The organism is Agriterribacter sp., from assembly GCF_035444585.1.
Lineage (GTDB): Bacteria > Bacteroidota > Bacteroidia > Chitinophagales > Chitinophagaceae > Agriterribacter.
The window spans coordinates 13,940-37,594 of the sequence record NZ_DAOMOZ010000021.1 but is presented as its reverse complement, the minus strand read 5'-3'; the positions used below and the strand labels follow the sequence as shown (position 1 = coordinate 37,594).

Here is a 23,655-nt window from a genome sequence, read left to right as displayed (position 1 = left end):
TGATCATTAAAAAAAGCAACCTGTTCCTGTAGCGCAAATATCTCTTTTCCGGTCATTACAGATAGTTTAGGACTTATTGGCACTATGAAGTTATTGTTATTTTTATTAAAAAAGCAATAACACATCTTTTTGCAGCGCATACATTGGATGGCTTCGCTTATAGCAATCGTTTGCGCATTTTTTGTAACCCATGGAAAAGACGGCAAAGAACTTCTATTTTTCGTTAAGGTACTCTACTTTCTCAGTCTCCAGCCTGTAAGTGATGCTACCGCTCCGGGCAGGGATTAAAATAACCGGTACCTGCCGTACAGAAGAGAAAGCAAAAAGTGTTTCATAATAGGTGCCAACAGGAAATCGCTGATCGCCGGGGGCTGATGCTATTTTGCGGGAACCAATCTTACTTCTCTCAAATCAAACATTGCTCCTTCTTCTGTAGCTGATCCCGATTTCACTACGATCGTTTCTGTTCCCTGCGACAGGGAAAGCGTACCAATTTTTTGGGTGTAATAGGTAAACCAGGAGCCTGTACTTGCCACCCTGGCTTTTATCTTTTTATTTCCTGCTGTCAACTCAAAGCGCTTCCCGGCATCCCTGTCAGACACGGACCAGTCAAGATAAATATCATATTTCCCCGATTTTGCAATATCAACCTTCCATATCGCTTCGTCTTTGGTCGTAAACCAACCAAAGGCTTTCCATTCCGGCATATATTTAATGCGGTTGCCTGATGTGCCGGCCAGCCAGGATGATAAACGATACGATCCGTCAGACCCACTCTGAACCAGCTCGGGGCGATTGGTATGAGGTCTTTCTTTCTTAAATGCAGCAGGCATCAGCTCGCCTACCGCTTCCACGATAATATCTTCCACTTCCGGCTTAAAAGCAGACGGCTTGTGGAACCAATACATACTGCCTTCTCCTTCATACCCCCCCTCTCCCACTATGCGGCGTGAAGCGATATAGCAGGGAACGTCATTTGAGTAACCGTTCACCCAAAGGCATTCCGCACCATACTGATCTTTAAGCCGTATGGAATAGTCCACCACTACTTCACCACCCAGATTTACCATCGCCATCTTATTGTTGAAGTTCCACACCTGAACTGGATAATCCAGCGTGGCGGGGATCTTTTCTCCTCTTACTACCTGTTCAAGTGCAATCCGTGCGTAGTATCCTTTTATGCTTTTATCTTTGGTCCACTCTATTAATTCAGGAACATCGGGCACTTTTGAAAAGGGCAGCTTCACCCATTTCATTTTTCCCACAGGTGCTGCATCCAGCGGCTGCAGTTGCGCCGTCAACAGCTTGTCTACATTGTCTGCAATTTCTTTACCATGCTGCCGGACATGCTCCAACTGTCCCCTTGGCGAAGGATTGGCATCACCCGCACAACCCAGGGCGATCAACGCTGTTGCGCCGGGATGCCTGGATTCTATAAGCCGGTGCGCTTCGCTGATCCAGTCGCCGTGAATGGCATTCACTTTCCCGCCAAGCGTGGTTCCATGGCAGGCATAGTTAACGAAAACGCCTTTTAATGTACCATCCGGATCGGTAATTTTCAGGATGGGCAGGGCTACATCTACCGGACCGCCCTTTGTGCGGCGGTTGGCGGCAAAGAGCGCCTGTCCCTGTCCCCAGCTTATATAAGCAGGCTTCCGGTTGTTTAAAGCAGCTACTGCCACATTTTTCAGCTTCTGGGTAAGCTGCATAGCGTACTGTGCTATATGGATCAACTGGTCAGGCGCTATGAGTGAGTCCGTAAACCGGCCATTTCTATATTGCAAGACATTGATCAGGCTACCTACTTCCGGTCCGCCATGGGTATGAGAAGCATAAATGGCTATTTGCGCAGGGTCAATCCCCTTTTCTTTTGAAAGGAAATCGACAACTTCTTTCGTAATACGCCAGGGTACCCCTCCCAGATCCACCGTGATCAGTACAGAGGGATGCTGCGCGTCACTGCCGAGCGCCAGCGCTTTTGCCGATATAGGTTGCAGTACGCTATCGGCTTCGGTGCTTACCCTGGCCGCATACCCCGACATGCGAATGGGAAATTCCGGTGTGATATCTACACTGGCCATCCCGGCATCCACCATTGAGGACTTATTCGCTTTTTCCCGGGAAAAGGAAATTTTTCCCGGCAGAAAAAAAGCTGCCAACGTGAATATCATGCACAGTGAATAAACGTTTTTGCCGGACGAAAGGGTCATTAATGCTGATTTCATGCTCATATGATTTATTAAAAATTTCCGTGTTGGGATGTTTGAGGTATCAGGTATTGGTGTCAGGCTACCAACGATAAGCAGATAACCCATTGATGCGAACATTCACTATTCACCGCTGACCATTCACTTTTTCACTTTTCACATCTCACGTTTCACGTTCCTGTAGCTATGGGCTGTCAGCTTTGAGCTATCAGCGAAGGCTACCTGATAGCTCTCCCCCATCATTCTCCCTGCTTCAAAAAAGCGATCAGATCGGCCATCTGCTGCTTACTGATCTTTTCTTCAAGCCCTACCGGCATAGCCGAAATACCAAGCGCTTTTAACGACTCAATATCCTGGCGGGCAATATTTCTTACCTGACCGTTGGCATCATTTACCGTTATAGCGGTCGGCGTTTCCGCCGAAATAATACCCTGAACAGATTCTCCATTGCTTGTGGTAACTTCCCAGGTATCGTAGCCTATCGCAATGGAGCGGTTGGGATCCAGGATATTGACCATAATATCGGCAGGCGCCCAGGCATGCACCGTTCCCATGTCGGGGCCATATGCCCTGCCCATCTTCCCCCCAACCTGATGACACACGGCACAATCGGCCAGGAATACGGTCTTACCTTTCGACGGATCTCCCTGCAACGCAGCAATACCCTGATATTCCTGAATGACCTCTTTCAGCTTGTCATCCTTTTTGGCAAAAAGTGCTCTTGCCCGCATGCGAAGCGGTATATTGCCCAACGACCTCAGGCGCACACTCTGCGACCAGCTCACATCTCCCAGATTCACCGTTCCCGATTCCATAGCATCCAGCAACAACCCTATCCTGTCATCCGTCATCATGCATGCGCTGATCACAGCGGTTCTCACTCCGGGCGACAATGCAGACCACCGCGAAAGAAAGTACCCGCTGATTGCTGTTCCGGGTATTTGCTTTAATGCATTGACCGCCGACAATTGCAGGCGCAGCGGCTCGCGGGGATCCACCAAACCTTTTAAAAATTCAGCATAGGGCTGCGGGTTTTGAAGCGAAAGAAAATCTACGGCATACGCCCTCTGCTCTTCGGAAAGATGTGTATCCCTGACCAGGCGGATCGCCTTTTGCATAGCAGCCGGCGACCCTCCGTTGCCGGGGAGTCCTATTACCCTAAGCATTTGCAGGGAAGCGCTGCGTACCGGCATGGAAGGGTTTTCAAGACAGCTCTGTATGAGCAGTCCGCGGTTTGCCTGCATCCCCCCGGGCAATGACTTTCTGCTTTTCAACCCGTTTGCCAATCCCTCAAGCAAAGGCGCCTGCCACAGATCCTGCTGCGGGGTTACAGCTATAGCTTCCTGAATAAACCGTTCAATAATATGGTCCTTTTGACCAGCGCCAACAATAGCGCCTAAATGCTCTACCAGCAAAGCATAAGCCTTACTATCCGGCTCAAACTTCTCCAGCACGGCATCCAGCAATGCCATTGCCTGAGAGGAAGACGCACTTAATGCAGCGATCTGCATCCAGGGGTCGTTAATATCTTTAAATAGCAATGCCTGACGTACCGTATCGGCCCCGGCACCATGGATATAACCCAGTGTAAGCAATAGTTGAAATCTCACTCTTGGATCAGCATCATTTTGCAGACCGGGGAGAGAAGCAGCCAACCCGGCATCCTCATTTAAATGAAGCTCCGCAAGGCGGATGGCATTCTCCCTGATGCCCGGTTCAGGATCGTTCAATGCATGTTTGATGATGCCGGCAGAAAGGCTACGCATGCCTTCCAGGGTCCACAAAGCATGCAATCGCCCCAGGGAAGATGACTGATCCTTTATCATTTTTTCCAGGGCAGGCACCGCCGCTTTATCATTTCTGTCTACCAGCAAACGCTGCGCATTCAGCCGCCACCATATATTCTTATCTGCCAGTTTTTCCACCAGCTGATCACTGGTGGTTTCTCCAAGCTGCAGTCCTTTGGTCCAACCAGGAGCACCGGCATTTTTAGCACTGATGCGGTAGATCCTTCCCTTATTGGTACCGTTATAAAGATCTATTGTATCCAACACTTCTTTTGCCATAAATTCAGGACCTTCTATCACCTGCCGGTAAAAATCCACTACATACAGTGCGCCGTCGGGCCCGATATAAGTATTTACCGGCCTGGCATGAGGGTCTGTAGAAGCAAGGAACTCCCTGCGTTCCTCTATCCGGTTGGCTTTGAAGGTCACACCGTCCGGTGCAAGGCGATCCACATGAACCATATTGCTTACCGGCTCGCAAACAAAAGCCACATCATCGTTGTATCCCTTTGGAAATGCGCCTCCGAGGTAAGCCGTAATGCCACAGGCGGAAGTGAATACACCCACATCTGTAAGCATCTGGTATTCGGGGTTTTTAGTGATGGGGAAAACACCGGTATGGTCTGCCAGTGTTTCCGTAGCGCGGGAGATGACCATATCGGGATTACGCTGCAAATAGCGGGCAGCCAGTACATTATGGTAAACATGATTGCTGTTGCTCACCATAAGGTGATGCCCCCACTTGTCAAAAGTATGTCCGAACTGGGTGTGCCCCGACAATGCTTCAAGCCCTCGGTCATCAGGCCTGAAACGAATGCTGCCCTCCGGTAAATGAACGCCTCCCGAATCACCTCCGTAATAAATGCTTCCTCCCCTCAGGGGAAGAGCCGCCAAATATATCCAGTTGTCAATACCGTATTCAGGATTGTTCACATTGGCTTCCAGATTGGACGTATCAAAGCCGGTGAGCATTACTGTTTTTATATCGGCTTTGCCGTCATTATCGGTGTCTTCCATATAATAGAGATTAGGAGGGTCTGTTACCAGCACTCCTTTTTTCCAGCGCATGATCCCTGAAGGCAGGATAAGGGAGTCCGCAAATACGGCAGCCGAATCCATCTTACCATCACCATTGCTGTCTGAAAGTAATATGATCTTTCCCACACCGGATCTGTTGAACGGCACACCCGTCATCTCTACTACATACATCCGGCCGTATTCATCTATCATCATATCCACAGGGTCATGCACCAGCGGCTCACTGGCTATTAGTTCTATTTTAAAGCCCTCCGCTACTTCGAAGGTGGAAAGGTCTTCTATGGCGGATGCGCTGAACGGAGAAGAAGATTGATTTTTGCAGCCCGCAATTATCACACTCAAAAAGACACATACAATTAACAGAGAATGATTTGAAAGAAAACAGAAGCATTTTTTTTTCATCTAAATAGTTTTATAAATCTTTTATTGCGTTGTATTATAACAAACAGAAGTACAGAGCTTTTGCTTATATAATATAAGCAAGCCTTTTGACCCCTGGAAAGCATTAGAAAAAGCCAGGTGCCGGGATTAACATTCCGGTGTTTGATTACTGTTCGGCGGAACGCCTTTTTCATACCAATGTATGCGGTTGCCTGTGCCACAGCAACTGGTTTATTGGTAATCCCGGTTTTTTGATTTAGATTTCTTATACACCTTAATTCATTGGCACTATTTGTTATGGACTGAGGATGCATATATACCCACTTTTGCCGCTTCTTTAATTGCATGGCCTATAATTATGTTCTCAATAGTGGATGCATAAGGTGTGGTAAATACAGGTGACATTCTAACTTCATAGCCGCCTTCAGTAAGCATCTTTGCCGTTGGAATGTATGAATTGAGATCGTTACTGTAGCCAAAGACAAAAATACCCTCGCCGAATATATGTTTTAACTCAACCGAATATCCTACCGTCAGGTCGCCTCCAAAAGTAAAAATTGGCTGGCCACCCACGTTCCAAACCTGTACAGGATACCAGCGATAGGAAGACATCAATGATCCACCTTTGTCAAGAATAGCAAGAAAACGTTTTGCTTCCCGCTTCAGGTATGAGGGATAAGCAGATGCTGAAGAATCTTTAATAATCCCGACCAATTCCTCTTTGGTCGGTGGTCGCCCTGCAAATGGCAAATCTATCTCCGAATAGGTTAAAGAAAGATGATTCTTTAACGGCTTCATTTCTTCACCTATGACCGCTTCAACTGCTGCAGCAAGTTCTTTCCCATATTGTTTGGCCAATGAAACAGTGCCGCGTGGTGACGGATTCTGGTCTCCTCCGGCTCCCTGGAAAAATAACGCAACGGCTCCCGGAAATTCTTTTTCCAGCTCTATTTGTGCAAATCCTGCATAATCACCGGACCATTTATAAAGGCTCAATGTTACATTATGACAGGCATATCCAAAGAGGACAGCAATAATTTTATTATTGCTATCTGTGACCTTTATTACAGGAACTGCATAATCATTAGGGCCGTTCAACTGAGTTGTCCCCGTTAAAGCAGATTCTTTATTGGTGTGCCTGTTGACCTGAAATTTCGTTATTCCATTACCCGAATAAAGGTGGGCAGGTTTCATCTGCCTGAATGCTTCGGTTACTAAGTTTATAATATTCGTTTGCAGTTTACGCGCATATTCATCAACTTTTTTTTGCTCTGTTGCATCGAGATCATAAACAGCGGATGAAAGATTTCCGACTACCGGCCCTGTATGCGTATGAGAAGTGTTTAATATGATTTGTGCTTTTGAGAGTTGAAGCTTTATCGCTAACTGATGCCTGATATTGTCAGAAAGTTCTTTTGAGATCCCCACCAGATCCATCGTTACTACAACTGCCTTTTGCCCATTTGCATCTTCTAATGCTAATGCCTTTGCCCATAGATCTGTGATTTTACCTTCTGAAGGATGATCACGAAAAGCAAACCCTCCCATCCAAATATGCCTTTCAGGAGTGATGTTAACTTTAGCAACTCCGGCTTTCCACTCCTTATCAGTTTTTTTTAAACTTTCAGATGCATTTACATCAAAGGAAATTATGCCGAAAAATAAAATAAGTAAAAGTGAAATTATCTTTTTCATTTCAGACTTGTTTGTATCTTTTAATTTTTCACCCCCCGGAGAATGCCGGAAATATCAATACGCCCGGTATTATATCATTGCCTGCCTGCAAACAATCAACATAACGAATACCATCAGTGTCGTCTTCATTACAAGGATCCATATCGAAATTTTAATCCTTCTGATCTCCGAAATCGGTATGGTCAGGGAATCGTTTCCAACGGTGGAACGTTATTTTGAGCACCTTCATACCCTTCATTTTGATTGATGACCCCCAAAGTATTTGCCGTAATGACATTATTGTCTATTGGCCAAAGGACATTAAAGGGTTGGATATCGTATTCATAAGAACCAATCAATCCCACCTGATAATTTTTATTCCGGGACATTACCCTGTCATAAAACCAATTATTGGTAGCGAAGGCAGCCATGCTATACCCCTCCTTATTCAGTCTTCCCATAATATAAGACGCTCTTACCAGTTCGGTATGACGCATTTCCTCTATATATAATTCACGAGTGCGTTCATCAAAAATATAATCAAGCGTTACATCAGCTGCAGTGATCGGCAAAGCGTGGGCACGTTCTCTAACCATATTAATATCGTTTGCGGCAAGATCAAGCTGCTCTTTCCAGAAATAAGCCTCAGCCCTGATCAGATATGTCTCTGCCAAACGGTATACATAATAATCTCCGTTCCCTCCCACAATATTACCGGTATACCCCTTTTCGTGTGGAAAATAAGTCTTATAATAAGGAAATGGAAACATGACTAGCAGAGAATCTGCAAGTTTTGCAAAGTTTTCAGGATCGAAGGGTTTGCCATAATCTACCGAGGCCGGGTTATTGTATAACAGCTCATGGGTGTCAACCCAATTACCGTCCGACCTTCTTAAGTCGGGTGTATTATTCCAGGTATAAGGACCATCCTGCCAAAGATCGTAATTCATCCACGGTACCGGCACAATATTAGGATTGCCTTCTCCATAAGCAGCGTACTGAGGCGTATAAGAACCATCCGGAAATCTGGATATCACGCCGCCCAATCCGCGACTATCCCTCACGAGAGAAGCAACAAACCATCCGGGGTGAAAATTACGCATGGTATATGATCCATCAGAGTTAGCCTGAGTGGGAGCTTCCATCCTGTCGAACAGCACCAATATGGCCTCGGTGTTTGTTAAAAGCGCCTTGTTTTCGGGGCGATGCAGATCCCACATTAAGTCGTGATCGGGGTCACCGGCAGAAGCGCCAAACCTTTCTTTCATTAGTGCGTAAGGCCCGTTAATAACAGCAGTGGCCGCTTCTATCGCCTTATCGAATTCCAGGTTAACCATATATACTTTTGCCAAAAGATGCAATGCGGCATATTTGGAAGGCTGGTCTTTCGGCCCTGTTTCAGGAAGCCATTCTGCAGCAAATTCCAAATCGGACTGGATTTTTTTAAGAATTGCCCACCGGGAATGGGAAAAGAAATCAAGTTTTGCTCCCACCAACTCTTCACCAACAAAAGGTATATCGCCGTAAGTATGTACCAGACGATAATACCAATAAGAACGGTAAAAATAAGCTTGCGCCAATATCGCATTCCTGTCTTCCTGTGATGCCCACTCTATATTATCTATTCTGGAAATGATAACATTCGTGTTTTTAATATAGCCGTAATCTCTTCCCAGCATACTGAGAATAGGGAACCGGTTGCCGGAGGAAGGAGTAACTATCTTCCACGAAGATCCTATGATCCCTACGCTCCCTGTCCCCCCGTCTACACAAGAAACATCAGCTGCCAGAGGGCAAAACGCCCCATAAAAATCATTTTTCAAATCCTGTCTAACCGTCACGAGACCGGCTTCAAAACCTGCTTTATTTATATAAACATTTTCAGGGGCAAAAAATGAAAGAGGTTTTGGTTTCAGAAAATCTTTGCCGCATGACTGAAGGCAGAAAGAAAATGCAAAAGCTATTATTATTTTGTATTTCATATTTGTTTCTTTTAGTCTCCCATTAAATTATAGCGTTAAGTTTATGCCAAGCGTAAACACTTTAGGCATTGGGGTCATATTAGACTCGGGGTCAAATCCCGGCCATTTGGTAAATGTTAAGAAATTGCGAATCGAGCCGAATACCCTGAAGCTATTGAGTTTCACCCGTTGGGCTATATTCCAAGGAACGCTATAGGATAAAGTAACATCCTGTACCCTTATAAAGCCGGTAGGCTTATATACTGTTAAACCTCCCTGATATTTACCTAAATTATCCGGATATACATAACGCTGATAATCATTGGTAGGGTTTTCGGGTGACCAGTAGGGAAGCGACCAGGTATTGGTTCTATTAAATACCGATCTTTCTCGTGTAAGGAAGGGCATAGAACGAATATGCCCCAGATCAGCCCTGATAAATATGGAGGCATACCAATTCCTAAAAAAAGTGAATTCATTTCTTAATCCTAAGCGGTACCTGGGTGCAGTATACCCTATAAATTTCTTATCCTCAAACTGCAGGTATTTTCCGTCGTCATTCACATCATCAGCCTTCCAGTCACCGGGTTGGAACCCGTATTTGGATGCTGCCTCTTTCTCTTCCATTTGCCAAACGCCTGTTACATCATAATTCCAAACCACGTCCTTTGATTGCCCGGGGAACCAATTGTTTGTTAAATCCGGTAATTCGCCAGAGTAGGATTTCCCCAATAGGGTATAATCTCCCATATCCCCCCAGAGCTTTTTGATTTTATTTCTATTCATAGAGAACGTAAAACCGGACCGCCAGTTAAAATTCTTATTCTGGATATTAACTGTATTTATGCTGATATCAATCCCCCTGTTTCCCAATTCGCCAAGATTCGTTGTAACATTACTGAATCCGGTTATTGCGGGGAGAAGACGGTTCATCAAAAGATCAAAAGTAGTTGCATCATAAGCATCAATGGTCAAATCAATACGGTTTTTAAACAGCCCAATGTCTAAACCGACATTAGTTGCCTGTGTCCTTTCCCATCTGAGCCCATAATTGGCTAACGTGGAACTATAAACGCCGGTCTGAACATTTGTACCATCATAGCTTAAAACAGATCCTAATTTTGCAAGCGCTGTGTAGGCCCCGATATCCCTGTTACCATTCTCTCCCCAGGATAGCCTTAACTTCAACTGGTTCATCCAGGATATCTTATAAAATGATTCATCCGATATTTTCCAGGCAAATGCAAAAGCCGGAAAAGTAGCTCTCGGGTTTTGTTGTCCAAAAGCAGAATATCCATCTCTTCTGACAGTTGCAGTAAGAAAATATTTACCTGATAACGAATAATTCAGCCGGGCCATAAGTGCATCCCCGGAACTGTAGCTATCGTTGTCTGATACCCCCGGCTTACTGCCAAACTGAAGTGCATTGTATATAAGATTACCATTTGGTGCAAAATCCGAATTTTCCTGATAAGAAGAATGAGAACTAAATGCTTCAGCGTTGGCCAGTAGCGTCAAATCAAATTGATGGATCCCTATTTTTTTATTCCATGTTAATAATTGGTCCAGCAGCCATCCGTATGACGATGCATCACTGCGGGTACCAAAGCCGCCAACATGAGAACCGCTGCCACTTGTAGTATTAACTGACCAAAAGTTATAATCTTTTGAAAATCCCAGATTGGGCTGAAATGAAATTTTATATTTAAACCCTAAAGGGAGCTTCACATTTGCATACAGGCTGGAAAAAAATGTATTGATTTTATTCAATCTATCCTGCCCGTAATAATTCTCTAACGGGTTATTAAGCGCATAGTCATTGGGTCTTCTGCGTAAAGTGCCATCTTCATTCCACATTGACCCGTAAGGGCTTTGCGGAGCCAATTGGCCCAGGTTAGCCGGAACCACACTTTCATCCCGGCTTGCAAACTGGCTGTTTACACCAATATTAAGCCAATCGGTGACCTTCAGATCAAGATTCAACCTTGTTCGAACAGTAGAAAACACATCACCCTTAATAACACCTTTATTATTTAGATAGCCTGTAGAAAAATAATATTTTAGATTTTTTGTACCGCCTCCAATACCCAGGGAATAGTCCTGCATGAGAGCAGGGCCTATTACCAGATCATAGAAATCTGTGATTTTTCCCGCTTCATAATTCTCAATTTCTATCGGGAATAACCCAATACGGCTAATCCATTCATCCTCATTATTCGCCGCAGGATTAGCGCTGAAGTTTCTCCATTGATCAATCGTTATGCCATCCGGCAGTTCGTCAGGGTTGAAATAGTAGCCGTAAGGGAGCGTATTCCCGGCTACTTGAGTCAAATAGTCTCTATGCATATCCAGGTATCCTTTTGGACCAAATGGTTTCAAATCATGTGTTGTTGTAGCCACCCCGATTTTGGAAGAAAAATCAATGGTAGGCTTACCGGTGGTACCTTTTTTTGTAGTAATAAGAATAACGCCGGCTGCTGACTTGGCACCAAAGACCGCTGCAGAGCTTGCATCTTTTAAAATATCTATGGTTTCAACATCATTAGGGTTGATATCTCTGATACTACCGTTGAATATAGATCCGTCGAGCACAATCAAAGGCGAAGTTCCGGCAGACAATGAGGAAGGTCCACGGATCTCTATGGATCCTCCTCCCGATGCACCGGTTGACTGGATAGCATAAACCCCCGGTGTTGTGCCCGCCAGCATATCCGTGATCTGGGTCATGCTCTGGTTTTGAAAAGCCCGGGCATCCAGGTGCGAGACCGATCCGGTAAGATCACTCTTTTTTGCTGTGCCATACCCAATTACTACTATATCAGCCAAATCAGAAACCGCCTCTTCCATTATGATATTAAACACAGTCTGGCTCCCGGCCTTTACTGTTTGTGTACCATACCCTACAAAAGAAAAAACCAATTCCACATTACCGGCAGAAGGTACAGACAAGCGGAACTGCCCATCGGTATCGGTAGTGGTGCCCGTTTGAGTTCCTTTAACGGTTACGCTCACACCTTCCAGCGGCTCTTCCTTTGCATTTGTGACCCTGCCGCTCAGGCTGACGTCCGCCGAGAGAGGGGATGCAGGAACTGCATCGGATATCACTGGAGCCTGGTGCTCCTTTTTACGGATCACTACCGTTTTATTGATGATCACATAATCGAACGGCTGGCCGGAAAAACAAATTTCGATCGCTTTTTCAACCGGAACCGAATTCAGTTCCACCGAAACATTGCGGGCATTCCGGATGAGCCTTTTGTTGAAGAAAAACTGGTAGCCGCTTTGTCTTGTTATTTCCCTGAAAACCGACTCGCAGGGCATGTCCTTTACTTTGAGCGTGATTTGCTGGGCGTACCCCCCGGCACTTACCTTAAAGCAGGCGGCCAATACAAGAATAACTGTAAGCCTCATAATCAACAGCATTTTTTTTACCTGCTGGAACTGCCGCGCGGGGAGAAACGGCAGGTGTTGGATTTTGGTTGTTGTACTGTCCGGAACAATAAAATGACAGTCCAAATGCGCAGTAAATTGCATAACTTTGGTTTGTTGGGTGATTGAATAACAGTCTTAGCCGATTGTATATAAATTGACCCACACACCGGCCAGCAGTGTTCCACCACTACTGGCTTTTTTATGAGTCAAAATAAAACCTATTTCTTGCCGGTTACCGCCGGTTTGATCTCTACCACGCCATTCCCGATGGTTGCCCGGATATCGCTGTAACGGATAATGTCCAGGAACTCCGAAAGCTTCACATCACGGGAAATCCCCCCGTTGAGCGTATCCCTCGGGATGCCCTGCGGATATTCCACCCTGATGTCGTACCACCGTTCTGCCTGTCGCATTACCGCACTTACATCTGCATTCTTAAAATTAAAGGTGCCGTTTTTCCACGCCACCACCATGTCCAGGTCAACACTTTTTTCAATAGCTATTTTATCGCTGATCTTTACCTGCTGCCCCGGTTGCATCAGCACAGGAGCCAGGGTTTCACTGCTTACTTTTACCGCCCCTTCCAGCAAGGTAATTTTTGTATCGGGCTCATCGTCGTATGCATTGACATTAAAATGTGTGCCAAGCACCTGTACTTCAGCAGGGTTTCCGGATTCATGATTTATCCTTACAATAAAAGGAGTTTTTTTCCCCCGTATATCTTTCCTTTCCGCTACTTCAAAATATGCCTCGCCCGAAACTTCCACCTTTCTTGTTCCACCGGTAAAATCAACGGGATAATAAAGCGAGGATGCAGCATTCAGCCAAACTTTTGTTCCATCAGACAATACGAGCCTGTACTGCCGGCCTTTTGGAGTAACGATCGAGTTATACGCCACAATCCCTGAACTGTTATTATCATCATCGTACCTAAGCGTGCCGTTTGTATTCAATATGGTTGGCCCACCCTGCAGTGATATCGTTCCGTTGGCCGCAGTATCCAGCAAAATTTTTTGCCCATTCGCCAAAGTGAGAATCGCTCCCGCTTTCCCCGGCTCAGCATCGTTAACATCTTTAACTACAGCAACATGTTCAACCGGTCCGCCCGTTTCATTATCGCCGGTTAATAAAACCCACATATAAGTGGCAGCTCCCATCAGAAAAACCGCAGCCGCTGCCTTCCACCATGTAAACCTTTTAGACATTTTTATGGTCTTATCTTTCCTGTCCCCGGTAACTTCCGCGGATATCTGCTCAAACAATTCTTCCCCGAATAAAGCCCGTTCGCTGTCTGTCCATTCCCACTCCCCTTTCGCCTCCAATAACGCATACCAGCGCTCTATCGCTTCTTTTTCTTCCCCGGAACATAACCCTTCCCGGTAGCGTTGAAGTAAAATAACAGCCTGTTCTTTTGTCATAATTATAGAAACAAGGATCTTTTACAGAAGTTCCACTTAATAACAGGTTACATGAACAGCAAAAAAGTGGTAGATGGACGGGAAAAAATTTATGGTTTCTGATTTTTTGTTTATGGTTGAGAAACCGAAAATAGCTTTCAGCAATGGGCTATCAGCAGCATAAAACACAAACCCGCAACTTGTAACCTGCAATTTCAAACTATAAACCACAAACCTGCAACATCGTTGCCAGGCATGTAAGCAGGGATATAGTAAGCTTAGTTACTGAAGTCCGGAGTGATTTGAGCGCGTTGCTTAATTGTTTTTTTACTGTATTTTCCGCAATACCCAGGCGGTCTGCAATTTCCTTATACGACATTTTTTCGTTGCGGCTCAAAAGATATACCGTTTGCATCTTGGGAGGCAGACTTGCCACCGCTTGTGCTACTCTTTGATCCAGTTCCCTGTACTCACAATATACGCCTGGACTATTTTCATCTGCGGTTATACTCCCGGATAAAGTTTGTAAATAATTATTGCGGGTAATATTTTTTTCAATGTGCCGTATGGCTGTATTGCGCACGCTTTTCAGAAGATACCCTATCAGCTCGCCTTTTAATTCAATTTCCATCCTTCGCCTCCAGATGGAAACAAACACTTCCTGCACAATATCCCGGGCGTCTTCGCGTGAACGGGTGATCTTTAACACCTGTAATGCCAGCCGCTCCCAGTGTCTCCTGTATATTTCCTCAAATGCCTTCGCATCGCTGTTGCGAAGCATTTGTATCAAAACATCATCAGTTAGTTGGTTATACATGAAAGAGAAAATTAAGCAAGCAATAGCCAAATTTATAGAATAAAAATTATAAACCATCAGAACCATAATATATGTGCAACGGCTTATATATAAAGGGGAAAGCAAAGACCTTTGCTACAGAAACCCCCGCTGGTAGCGGTTCCGGGACGCGAATGCATTAAGGCACAACCGGAAAAGCAAAACGTTTGTAAAAAGATTTCAGAGTTAATGATCGTTTAAAAGTATTTGCGATGGGTATAATATGTTGCCTGATTTTCTGTAGCTACGAACACACCGGTGATAACGCTTACTTCAAGGCATTGAAACAGATCCGCGCTTTCCCCGCGTACCTGAATTGCTGCTGTAATACTGATCTTTGTGTTACCTCCCAATCACCGGGAACTGGGCAACCCTCAACCGCGTGGCGCCGTAAGGTATTAATGTAATTCCTTCCTCTTCTTTCTCAGTCCCCAGCCTGTAAGTGATGCTATATGGAATGGGACCCGCCATTTCATTGTACAATTGCCAGGATGGAATGCGCCTCGCTTTGGCTGTAATGGAAACGGGAACATTATCTGCATTCCATGGAAAGTTTAAAAATTCCTTCTCTTTTTCAAAGGTATAATGCTCATCCAGCTTATCATCTGCTACATCATACAGCCCGTAATTCCACGGCGTGGTTGGCCGAAGTTCCAGGTAACTGTTCCCATAAGCTACCGGATCCTTATCATTTTTAACCTTCTTAGCTTCTTCACCGATCTTTAACGCATACACAAGGGGACCGCGTTCAATGGAAACCGAATTTTCATACCAGGTGTTTTTAAAAATATGCATTGGCAATACCAATTCAACTATATCACCGGATTTCCATTCACGGTCAATTTTAATGATCCGGCCACCATAAGGCTCCTCCCATATTTTACCATTGATCTTTATTACAGCTTTTTTACACCAGGCGGGTATCCGCAGATGAAAAGGAAAAGCGGCCGCCTTATTTTTGTTATCTACCTGTAAAGTAAATTGTACAGATTCCCCGAACGGATAAGCGGTTTCTTCATTGACCGACACCGCTGTTCCGGCGGCAACAAAGGCCTTTACGGTGCTTGGCGAATAAACGAGCGCAGCAAGCCCGCCATCGTTCGTTGCATACCAAAGGTTTTGCGTGAACTTCGGCCAGCCCTGGTGCATATTCGACGTACAGCATGGATATCCGGTAAGCAATCCATAGCATACATCTGTTCCATCATGATTAACATCAAAATTTCGAATATGCCTTGTTGCCATTACCTGGTTTGCCTGCTGAAAATACTGCCTGCCCATAAAATCATCCGACACCTGGGCAGGCAAAGCATTAAATGCTATTTTTTCCAGGTGGTCTGCATAACCCGGCTTGCCCGTAACAGCGAGTATACTTTCGAGACTGAACATCATTTCAACAGCGGAGCATAGTTCTGATCCCTGTGTTGGGTTGTTTCCGTGCAAAGCTTCATCACCGCCATACAGCCCATGTGCCATCCCGTTGTATTTCCGGATATCGTCAAGCCCTTTTTCCACTGCAGCTGTATATTTTTGTTCGGGATGACGCTGGTAATAAACAATGGGCTCTTTTATTCCCTGTGCCAGGTTCACACAATGAATGCTTCCCGGGCTGGAAAGCATATCGGTATGTAAAAATGCATTCGTATAATCAAAGGTTTGACTGTGGATCAGGTCGCCCAGTTCAAGCAAAAAATGATCGCCTGTTATGTTATAGAGCCAGTAAACGATCATCAGGTTATCACCGCCCCGGTAACGTGCCCAAAATGTCCAGTGATCAAGCGGTTTCCGGGGAAGCTCTTTCAGTTGATATTTGAAGTAATCCGTCATGAGTGTGATCACTCTCTGATCGCCGGTTGCGCTGTAATACTGCTGCAGCACTTTCAGCATCACCATTTTTGGCCACCAGTCACGGCTATTGTTTCTCTGAAGCCCCGGCTCGGCACTGTAGTCTTTGGCGGGCCCAAAATATCCATCCGGCTGCCGGCTGTTGATGGCCCACTCGATCCAGGGCTTTGTTTTGGCTATCAATTCTTTATCATCCAAAATATAAGCAAGCGGTAAAAGACCGTCTATCCAGTATGGGCCGCGTTCCCATTGATCTCCATCACCACCCAGCCAGCCGTTCCGTTGGTTCATCACCAAAGGATAAAGGGAATCGAGGTGACCGGTTGCCCCGTTTTTTTGCCTGACCAGCATTTCCTTTAACCAACCCTGCGGCTTAATGGCTCCCAATGGCAGTTGAGTATAAGGATTTTGCCGGAGCGGCGCCCTGCTATGGATATAACCCGTAAAACTGTTTTTTTTGCTCACCTGCCCATCGGCATGAAACATGATACTTATAAAAAGGAATGGCAGGAAGATCTTTTTCATATGACAATCGTTTACGAAAGCAGGACAAAAGAACCCAAATGAATTATAAAGGCCTGAAGCCTTAAATCCGAAACCCGAAGCCAAATACAACGATAAATAATATGATCCGGCTCTCCATTAGGAGATTACTTCGACCTTTTAAAATATTACGCAGTACTCCGATCAGTTTAGGGTCTCATAATGACGTTTAAGTACCAAAATCCGAAAGCTGTCAGCGGCCGGCTATGAGCTATGAGCAAGACAACATGGCTTTAAGCTATCTGTATAAGAAATATTTTACTCTGCTGGCTTACACCTTACACCTTACACCTTACACCTTATACCTTACACCTTATACCCTACACCCCTTCCTCAGTAATCCCCCAGTGTTTCCGGCAGTTGAGCCAGTGCCTTTTGCAGTTGCTCATCGTTGGGAGCTATCCCATGCCACTCGTGATGACCTTCCATAAAGTCTACACCTTTTCCCATAACCGTGTGCATCATTATGGCAATGGGTTTGCCTTTTCCCGTAAGTGATTTTGCTTTGTTTATAGTGCCGATCAGCTCATCAATATCATTACCATTGGTTTGAAGAACAGTCCATCCAAAGGCCTCAAACTTTTTACTTATGTCACCCAAATCCATCACTTTTTGCGTGGGGCCGTCAATTTGCTGCCCGTTCCAGTCAATGGTGGAAATCAGGTTATCTACTTTATGATGAGCTGCAAACATAATAGCTTCCCAGTTTTGCCCTTCATCTAATTCGCCATCGCCGTGCAGCGAAAAAACGAGTCTATCGTCATTGTTCAGCTTTTTAGCCAGCGCAGCGCCTATGGCCACACTCATCCCCTGTCCGAGCGACCCGGAAGCTACTCTTATACCGGGCAAATGCTCATGGGTAGCCGGATGTCCCTGGAGCCTCGAATTGATCTTTCTGAAACTGGCCAGCTCACCAAGCGGAAAATATCCCGATCGGGCAAGCGTAGCATAAAATACCGGTGAAATATGCCCGTTTGAAAGAAAGAACAGGTCTTCGCCTTTGCCATCCATGTTAAAGGAAGGGTCATGCTTCATGATATCAAAATAAAGTGCGGTAAAAAAGTCGGCACAGCCCAATGACCCTCCGGGATGTCCGCTCTGGCAGGCATGTACCATTCTTACTATGTCTCTTCTGATCTGGGTGGCTACGTCTTTTAATTCTGGCATAATTTTTCGCTTTTTAATGGTGCCAAAGCTAAATAAACTGTTGGATATAAGTAGATACGATTAGTCTTTTTGTGAAATATAATTTTATTTATCAATACTAACATATTATACCAACCGTTCTATATAAGCAGCACGTATCAGTAATACAATTCAGTTATACAATGTTTTGTCTTTCATTCTTTGCATTGTATTTATGTAAATAAAATTATTATCATATTTTCGCACTTTTAAAGCGAACCGGATGGAAATCATTTTGCTGGCAACTATATTGGCTTTCGTTATTACATTTACTGCAATTCCTGTAATCATAAACGTATCTGAAATAAAAAAGCTGTACGATCTGCCAAATGCAAGAAAAATACACGCTACACCGGTTCCCTCTCTTGGCGGATTGGGCATATTTGCAGGCTTTATCATTTCCTGCCTCATGACCATTTCTTTCAGTTCAGGGCCCGGGTTTCAATATTATTTTGCAGCGGCGCTGGTAATCTTTTTCCTGGGTCTGAAGGATGATATTCTTATCCTCACCCCAATGAAAAAGATCATCGGGCAAATTATTGCCGCTTTCATTATTATATATAAAGGGGGGATCGTTATAAAAAGCATGCACGGGTTCCTTGGGGTTAATGAACTGCCCGAAGTGATCAGCTTAATGTTAACCTATCTTACCGTAATTGTAATCATCAATTCTTTTAACCTTATTGATGGCGTTGATGGTCTCGCTGCGGGATTGGGGATCTTTACCACATTAACTTTCGGCGTATACTTTTATGTAGCAGCCCATGCGGAATATGCGGCACTTGCTTTTGCCATGTGTGGCAGCCTGCTGGCTTTTTTGATTTTCAACCGTTCGCCCGCCCGCATTTTTATGGGTGACACCGGTTCATTATTAATAGGGCTGGTTAATGCCATTTTGGTGGTTCAGTTCATTAATATTGCAGGCTCACCGGGAGCCAGAGTGCCTTTACAGGCATCTCCCGCAATTGCTATTGCTATACTGATCATTCCTTTGTTCGATACGCTGAGGGTTTTTTCTATACGCATATTTAACAGGCGTTCGCCATTTAGCCCCGACCGCAACCATATTCACCACATCCTGTTAGACAGGGGAATGACGCATAAAGCGATCAGCTTTGCTTTAATTGTAGTAAACATTTTTTTTGTTGCGGTTTCATATTTTTTTAGTTTTCTCAGCATCAATATACTTATCCCGCTTTTAATTACACTTGCTTTTGGCGGCTTTACACTGGTATACCTGCGCAAGCCCAGGCTTATGGTTGTTGCCACAGGTGATAGCGAGGAGATACTGCAACTCACTACCAAGCCCTCAAGGATACTGCCTTTAACACCTGCAAAAAAAGCGGCTGAGCGCAACTGATCCCCGTATTCTTTTTATTCTTTCCATTCGTTAGCTTTGTAACGTATTCAATTTTTTTAACTATGTCAGAAGAAATATTATTTGTTTTAGATGCAGGCGAGGAAGCCATGAAAAAAGCACTCAGTCATTTGGAGGCGGAGCTGGGAAAGATAAGAGCGGGCAGGGCTACGCCGCAAATGCTCGACGGGCTGGTTGTAGATTATTACGGATCGCCCACACCTATTAGCCAGGTAGGAAATATTACAGTAGCCGATGCCCGTACTTTAACCATACAGCCATGGGAAAAAAATATGCTCCAGCCCATTGAGCGCTCTATTATTGCAGCCAATATAGGCGTAACTCCACAAAACGACGGGATGATCATACGTCTCTTTCTCCCTCCGCTAACAGAAGAGAGAAGAAGGGAACTGGTTAAAAAAGTGCATGCCGAAGGAGAGCAGTCGAAAGTAGCTGTGCGCAGCATACGGCGCGACGCAATAGAAGATATTAAAAAACTGCAGAAAAACGGGTTAAGTGAAGATGCAGGCAAGGATGCTGAAAAAGACATCCAGCAACTCACCAATAAATACATCGCGTTAATAGACAACTATCTTGCCACCAGGGAAAAAGAAATGATGGCGGTGTGAGATATGAAGTGGTGAGTGGTGAGGAGTGAGTGGTGAGTTGTGAGTTGTGAGTTGTGAATAGTGAATGCGTCAATGAATAATCTGCCAGTCGTTGGTATGCTCAAGTTGAATCTGACGGCTCATTTGCTCACGTTTATCGTTTGTCGTTTCACGAAAGAGAAGATACAGAACTATCCCAATAAATCGTATGGCTGCCATAAAACTAAAGAATATCAGTACCCGTGCGCCAAAGCACTTCGACAAGCAAAAAACAAAAGTAAAGACAGAAAGGATATTATTTGAATTAGATGATCTGCAAAACCTGCTTTATGCAGAAAGCAAACATGCCATACTGATAGTGATACAAGGTATGGATGCGAGTGGAAAAGACGGCGTTATCCGGGATGTGTTCGGAGAGCTGAACCCGCAGGGCGTAACCGTTAAGTCGTTCAAAGTGCCAACCGAAGAAGAAGCGGCACATGACTTTTTGTGGAGAGTACACGCTGCCGCACCCCGCAAAGGAACAATACAGGTATTCAACCGCTCTCACTATGAAGATATCCTGGTAACCAGGGTGCATAAATGGTGCGACGACGGAACGGCTAAAAAAAGAATGAAGGCCATCAACGAGTTCGAAACATTGCTTACGCAGCACAACAATACCCATATTTTAAAATTCTACCTGCATATTTCACCCCGGGAACAACAGCAACGATTAAACGAAAGGATGCGCGACCCGGCTAAAATGTGGAAGTACAATGAGAAAGATTTCGAAGAAGCGAAACGGTGGGATACTTATATGAAGATGTATGAGGATTGCTTTGAGCATTGCAATACCATACCCTGGCAGATCATCCCGGCAGATCAAAACTGGTACAAGGAGCACCTCATCGCTTCTGCCCTGCACTCCACGCTGAAAAGCCTCAACATGCAATATCCCGGCTTAAAAAAATAATGCAGGCATAACAGTGTATTTTTTGTACATAACCCCTGCCTGCTGAAATTGAAAAAGTGTATATTGAAATAAATATTAGTATTATATTCAGCAAGAATTTTTTTCTAATCTTAAAAACCAACACTATGGGCTTCATTAAAGACTTTAAAGATTTTGCATTAAAAGGAAATGTAGTAGACCTGGCTGTTGCCGTGATCATTGGCGGCGCATTTGGGGCAATTGTTTCATCACTCGTGGATGACGTTATTACTCCCCTGCTGCTCACTCCTGCCTTAAAAGCCGCGAATGCAGAAAACCTCGACCAGCTAACGTGGGGCGCTGTAAAATATGGCAAGTTCCTTTCGGCGATCATCAAATTTGTGATCATTGCATTTATCCTGTTCATTATTATCAGGGCCATGAAAAGCCTGCAGAAAAAAGAAGCTGCAACTCCTGCCGGCCCGTCTTCTACCGACAAATTGCTGATGGAAATACGCGATGAATTAAAAAAACAATAGCCGGCACCACTCTGGTGCATTATTTGCAGAAATGAGGCTGTCTCAAAAGTTATGTTTTGAGACAGCCCCATTTATTTTATATGGGAACAAAACGTTTTTTTTAATTTCGCGCAAAATTTCACGACCATGAAAAAAATCTTACTTAGTGCTTTCCTCGTTTCTTTTGTTTTTATTACCGTACTCCATGCACAGGATCCTACCGTATCGGGAATGCGGGATGCGGCCGGAAGAACGATCGCCAAAGACCCGAATGATACGATTCCCCAGGTTTGGAAAAAAGGCGGACTGTTCAGTATTAATGTAAACCAGGGCGCTTTAAGCAACTGGGCCGCCGGTGGCGACAAATCGTCTTTATCTGTTGCAGCGCTGCTTAATTTATATGCTTTTTATAAAAAAGACAGGCATATCTGGGATAACACCTTAGACATTGCTTATGGCTTTGTAAATACAACCAGTCTCGGCAGCAGAAAAGCCGACGACCGGTTTGATTTTCTTTCCAAATACGGCTATCAGCTTGGCAAAGGAAAGTGGTACGCCAGTGCATTGTTCAATTTCAGGACACAGTTAACAAAAGGATACGCCTATCCTGACGACCAGCCCAAAGTGCTGACTTCTAATTTTCTTTCACCGGCCTATATATTGCTTTCGCCGGGTATAACCTACCAGCCCAATGAAAATTTTTCGGTGTCGCTTTCACCTGCTACAGCAAGATGGACAATTGTAAACGATGATGTATTGTCTGATGCCGGCGCTTTCGGGGTTGACCCGGGGAAAAAAGCAAAAACCGAATTCGGCGCTTTTGCTTCCGTGAATTACAAAGCCAATATCAGTGAGAACGCATCCTATACAGGACGGCTTGACCTGTTCTCCAATTATTTACATAATCCACAAAATATTGATCTGTTCATGACCAATATGCTGCTGGTAAAGGTAACCAGGCTGATCACGGTAAGTCTTTCGCTGGATATGATTTACGATGATGATGTAACAACAATTGATGCAGATGGTAATCCGCGCGGCCCAAAAGTTCAGCTTAAAGAGCTGATGGGCATTGGTTTATCTTACCGTTTTAAAAACTGATCTTCGTTGCTTACATTTGCTGCGTCCCGTTTCGGTTATTGTGTAAAACCGGCGGGACGCAGCATTTAAATATTGTATAGTGAATACAGAATCATACCAGATCAAACTCCCCCAATTTGAAGGCCCCTTTGACCTTTTATTGTTTTTTATTGAAAGGGATGAGCTTGATATTTATGATATACAGATCACAAAGATCATCAATGATTTTGTGAGCTATATGCACAGTGCCGAAGAGCTAAGCATAGAGTTGAGCAGTGAGTTCATACTTTTTGTATCCACGCTTATGCGCATTAAAGCCAAAATGCTGCTGCCCCGCAAGGAAACAGATGAGCAGGGCAATGAAATTGACCCGCGTCAGGAACTGGTAGATAAGTTGCTTGAATACAAACGGTTTAAGGAAGCTTCCGCGAAAATGGCGGAAATGGAAGCCATTCGCATGCTGATGGTAAAACGCGGCAATATACAGAAGGAGATGGCAGAGGTAGGTGAAGAGGCAGGCGAAGGCACCGAAATACAAACCATTACCATGTTTAAGCTCATGAAGGCTTTTGAACGGGTAATGCAGCGGCTGCACGACCGCAATAACAAGCCCCAGCACGTAGTGTACAATTACCACTATACAATGGAGGGCAGCAGGGAATATATGCTCAATATGGTTCATACCGAAAAAACAGCAGCATTTGAAAAGATATTTGAAATTTGTGAAAACCGCATACACGCCATTTTTCTTTTTCTTTCTCTGCTGGAACTGGTACAACAAAAATACATGAGCATCATCACGGGTGAAGGCCGAAACAATTTCATTGTGGAATGGAATGAAAACAGGGAGGAACTGATATCCCTTGATGAGGCGTGAGGTATCAGGTATGAGGC

16 protein-coding genes are annotated in these 23,655 nt (G+C 44.6%); 7 read left to right on the top strand and 9 right to left on the bottom strand.

Annotated elements, in window-relative coordinates; all coding sequences use genetic code 11:
• Positions 1-129: 129 nt before the first annotated feature.
• Positions 130-288, top strand: a complete 159-nt coding sequence (locus tag PLH26_RS04005; protein WP_324584698.1) for a hypothetical protein — start codon at positions 130-132, stop codon at positions 286-288.
• Positions 289-377: 89 nt separating this feature from the next.
• On the opposite strand, the gene PLH26_RS04000 is transcribed toward PLH26_RS04005, so the two are convergent.
• From PLH26_RS04000 to PLH26_RS03960, 9 genes are all read right to left on the bottom strand, one after another.
• Positions 378-2,225 (bottom strand): neutral/alkaline non-lysosomal ceramidase N-terminal domain-containing protein, encoded by a 1,848-nt coding sequence (locus PLH26_RS04000; protein WP_324584697.1) that lies wholly within the window; start codon positions 2,223-2,225, stop codon positions 378-380.
• Positions 2,226-2,446: 221 nt separating this feature from the next.
• Entirely contained in the window at positions 2,447-5,368 is a 2,922-nt protein-coding gene (locus PLH26_RS03995; protein WP_324584699.1) for a PVC-type heme-binding CxxCH protein, read from the bottom strand.
• Between the two features lie 333 nt (positions 5,369-5,701).
• Positions 5,702-7,108, bottom strand: coding sequence for a neutral/alkaline non-lysosomal ceramidase N-terminal domain-containing protein (locus PLH26_RS03990; protein WP_324584696.1), 1,407 nt, complete (start codon positions 7,106-7,108; stop codon positions 5,702-5,704).
• Positions 7,109-7,290: 182 nt separating this feature from the next.
• Positions 7,291-9,069: a RagB/SusD family nutrient uptake outer membrane protein gene (locus PLH26_RS03985; RefSeq protein WP_324584695.1), complete on the bottom strand. Its 1,779-nt coding sequence runs from the start codon at positions 9,067-9,069 to the stop codon at positions 7,291-7,293.
• 27 nt (positions 9,070-9,096) lie between these two features.
• The gene (locus tag PLH26_RS03980; RefSeq protein WP_324584694.1) at positions 9,097-12,459 is read right to left on the bottom strand and encodes a SusC/RagA family TonB-linked outer membrane protein; all 3,363 of its coding nucleotides are present in this window, start codon (positions 12,457-12,459) and stop codon (positions 9,097-9,099) included.
• Positions 12,460-12,698: 239 nt separating this feature from the next.
• Complete coding sequence (locus PLH26_RS03975; protein WP_324584693.1) at positions 12,699-13,898, bottom strand: FecR family protein; 1,200 nt, start codon at positions 13,896-13,898, stop codon at positions 12,699-12,701.
• Between the two features lie 199 nt (positions 13,899-14,097).
• The gene (locus PLH26_RS03970; protein ID WP_324584692.1) at positions 14,098-14,694 is read right to left on the bottom strand and encodes an RNA polymerase sigma factor; all 597 of its coding nucleotides are present in this window, start codon (positions 14,692-14,694) and stop codon (positions 14,098-14,100) included.
• 360 nt (positions 14,695-15,054) lie between these two features.
• Positions 15,055-17,082 (bottom strand): beta-L-arabinofuranosidase domain-containing protein, encoded by a 2,028-nt coding sequence (locus PLH26_RS03965; protein ID WP_324584691.1) that lies wholly within the window; start codon positions 17,080-17,082, stop codon positions 15,055-15,057.
• A 351-nt stretch (positions 17,083-17,433) separates the two neighbouring features.
• Entirely contained in the window at positions 17,434-18,267 is an 834-nt protein-coding gene (locus tag PLH26_RS03960) for a transketolase (RefSeq protein WP_324584690.1), read from the bottom strand.
• Positions 18,268-18,508: 241 nt separating this feature from the next.
• On the opposite strand from PLH26_RS03960, the gene PLH26_RS03955 reads away from it, so the two are divergent.
• From PLH26_RS03955 to PLH26_RS03930, 6 genes are all read left to right on the top strand, one after another.
• Positions 18,509-19,645 (top strand): glycosyltransferase family 4 protein, encoded by a 1,137-nt coding sequence (locus PLH26_RS03955; RefSeq protein ID WP_324584689.1) that lies wholly within the window; start codon positions 18,509-18,511, stop codon positions 19,643-19,645.
• Positions 19,646-19,707: 62 nt separating this feature from the next.
• Positions 19,708-20,271, top strand: a complete 564-nt coding sequence (gene frr, locus PLH26_RS03950; protein WP_324584688.1) for a ribosome recycling factor — start codon at positions 19,708-19,710, stop codon at positions 20,269-20,271.
• Between the two features lie 187 nt (positions 20,272-20,458).
• Positions 20,459-21,205 carry a PPK2 family polyphosphate kinase gene (locus PLH26_RS03945; protein WP_324584687.1) on the top strand — a complete coding sequence of 249 codons (747 nt, stop codon included), beginning with the start codon at positions 20,459-20,461 and terminating at the stop codon, positions 21,203-21,205.
• A 125-nt stretch (positions 21,206-21,330) separates the two neighbouring features.
• Positions 21,331-21,702, top strand: a complete 372-nt coding sequence (gene mscL, locus PLH26_RS03940) for a large conductance mechanosensitive channel protein MscL (protein ID WP_324584686.1) — start codon at positions 21,331-21,333, stop codon at positions 21,700-21,702.
• 126 nt (positions 21,703-21,828) lie between these two features.
• Positions 21,829-22,782, top strand: a complete 954-nt coding sequence (locus PLH26_RS03935) for a DUF3078 domain-containing protein (protein ID WP_324584685.1) — start codon at positions 21,829-21,831, stop codon at positions 22,780-22,782.
• A gap of 79 nt (positions 22,783-22,861) precedes the next feature.
• A complete protein-coding gene (locus tag PLH26_RS03930; protein ID WP_324584684.1) occupies positions 22,862-23,638 on the top strand; it encodes a segregation and condensation protein A in 777 nt (258 codons plus the stop codon).
• The last annotated feature ends 17 nt before the right edge of the window (positions 23,639-23,655 follow it).

What these genes read in the sequence shown, in the direction of transcription:
- PLH26_RS04000 (WP_324584697.1), bottom strand. Translation starts at nt 2,225, where the DNA reads ATGAAATCAGCATTAATGACCCTTTCGTCCGGCAAAAACGTTTATTCA.
- PLH26_RS03990 (WP_324584696.1), bottom strand. Translation starts at nt 7,108, where the DNA reads ATGAAAAAGATAATTTCACTTTTACTTATTTTATTTTTCGGCATAATT.
- PLH26_RS03985 (WP_324584695.1), bottom strand. Translation starts at nt 9,069, where the DNA reads ATGAAATACAAAATAATAATAGCTTTTGCATTTTCTTTCTGCCTTCAG.
- PLH26_RS03980 (WP_324584694.1), bottom strand. Translation starts at nt 12,459, where the DNA reads ATGAGGCTTACAGTTATTCTTGTATTGGCCGCCTGCTTTAAGGTAAGT.
- PLH26_RS03975 (WP_324584693.1), bottom strand. Translation starts at nt 13,898, where the DNA reads ATGACAAAAGAACAGGCTGTTATTTTACTTCAACGCTACCGGGAAGGG.
- PLH26_RS03970 (WP_324584692.1), bottom strand. Translation starts at nt 14,694, where the DNA reads ATGTATAACCAACTAACTGATGATGTTTTGATACAAATGCTTCGCAAC.
- PLH26_RS03965 (WP_324584691.1), bottom strand. Translation starts at nt 17,082, where the DNA reads ATGAAAAAGATCTTCCTGCCATTCCTTTTTATAAGTATCATGTTTCAT.
- PLH26_RS03960 (WP_324584690.1), bottom strand. Translation starts at nt 18,267, where the DNA reads ATGCCAGAATTAAAAGACGTAGCCACCCAGATCAGAAGAGACATAGTA.
- PLH26_RS03955 (WP_324584689.1), top strand. Translation starts at nt 18,509, where the DNA reads ATGGAAATCATTTTGCTGGCAACTATATTGGCTTTCGTTATTACATTT.
- frr (WP_324584688.1), top strand. Translation starts at nt 19,708, where the DNA reads ATGTCAGAAGAAATATTATTTGTTTTAGATGCAGGCGAGGAAGCCATG.
- PLH26_RS03945 (WP_324584687.1), top strand. Translation starts at nt 20,459, where the DNA reads ATGGCTGCCATAAAACTAAAGAATATCAGTACCCGTGCGCCAAAGCAC.
- mscL (WP_324584686.1), top strand. Translation starts at nt 21,331, where the DNA reads ATGGGCTTCATTAAAGACTTTAAAGATTTTGCATTAAAAGGAAATGTA.
- PLH26_RS03935 (WP_324584685.1), top strand. Translation starts at nt 21,829, where the DNA reads ATGAAAAAAATCTTACTTAGTGCTTTCCTCGTTTCTTTTGTTTTTATT.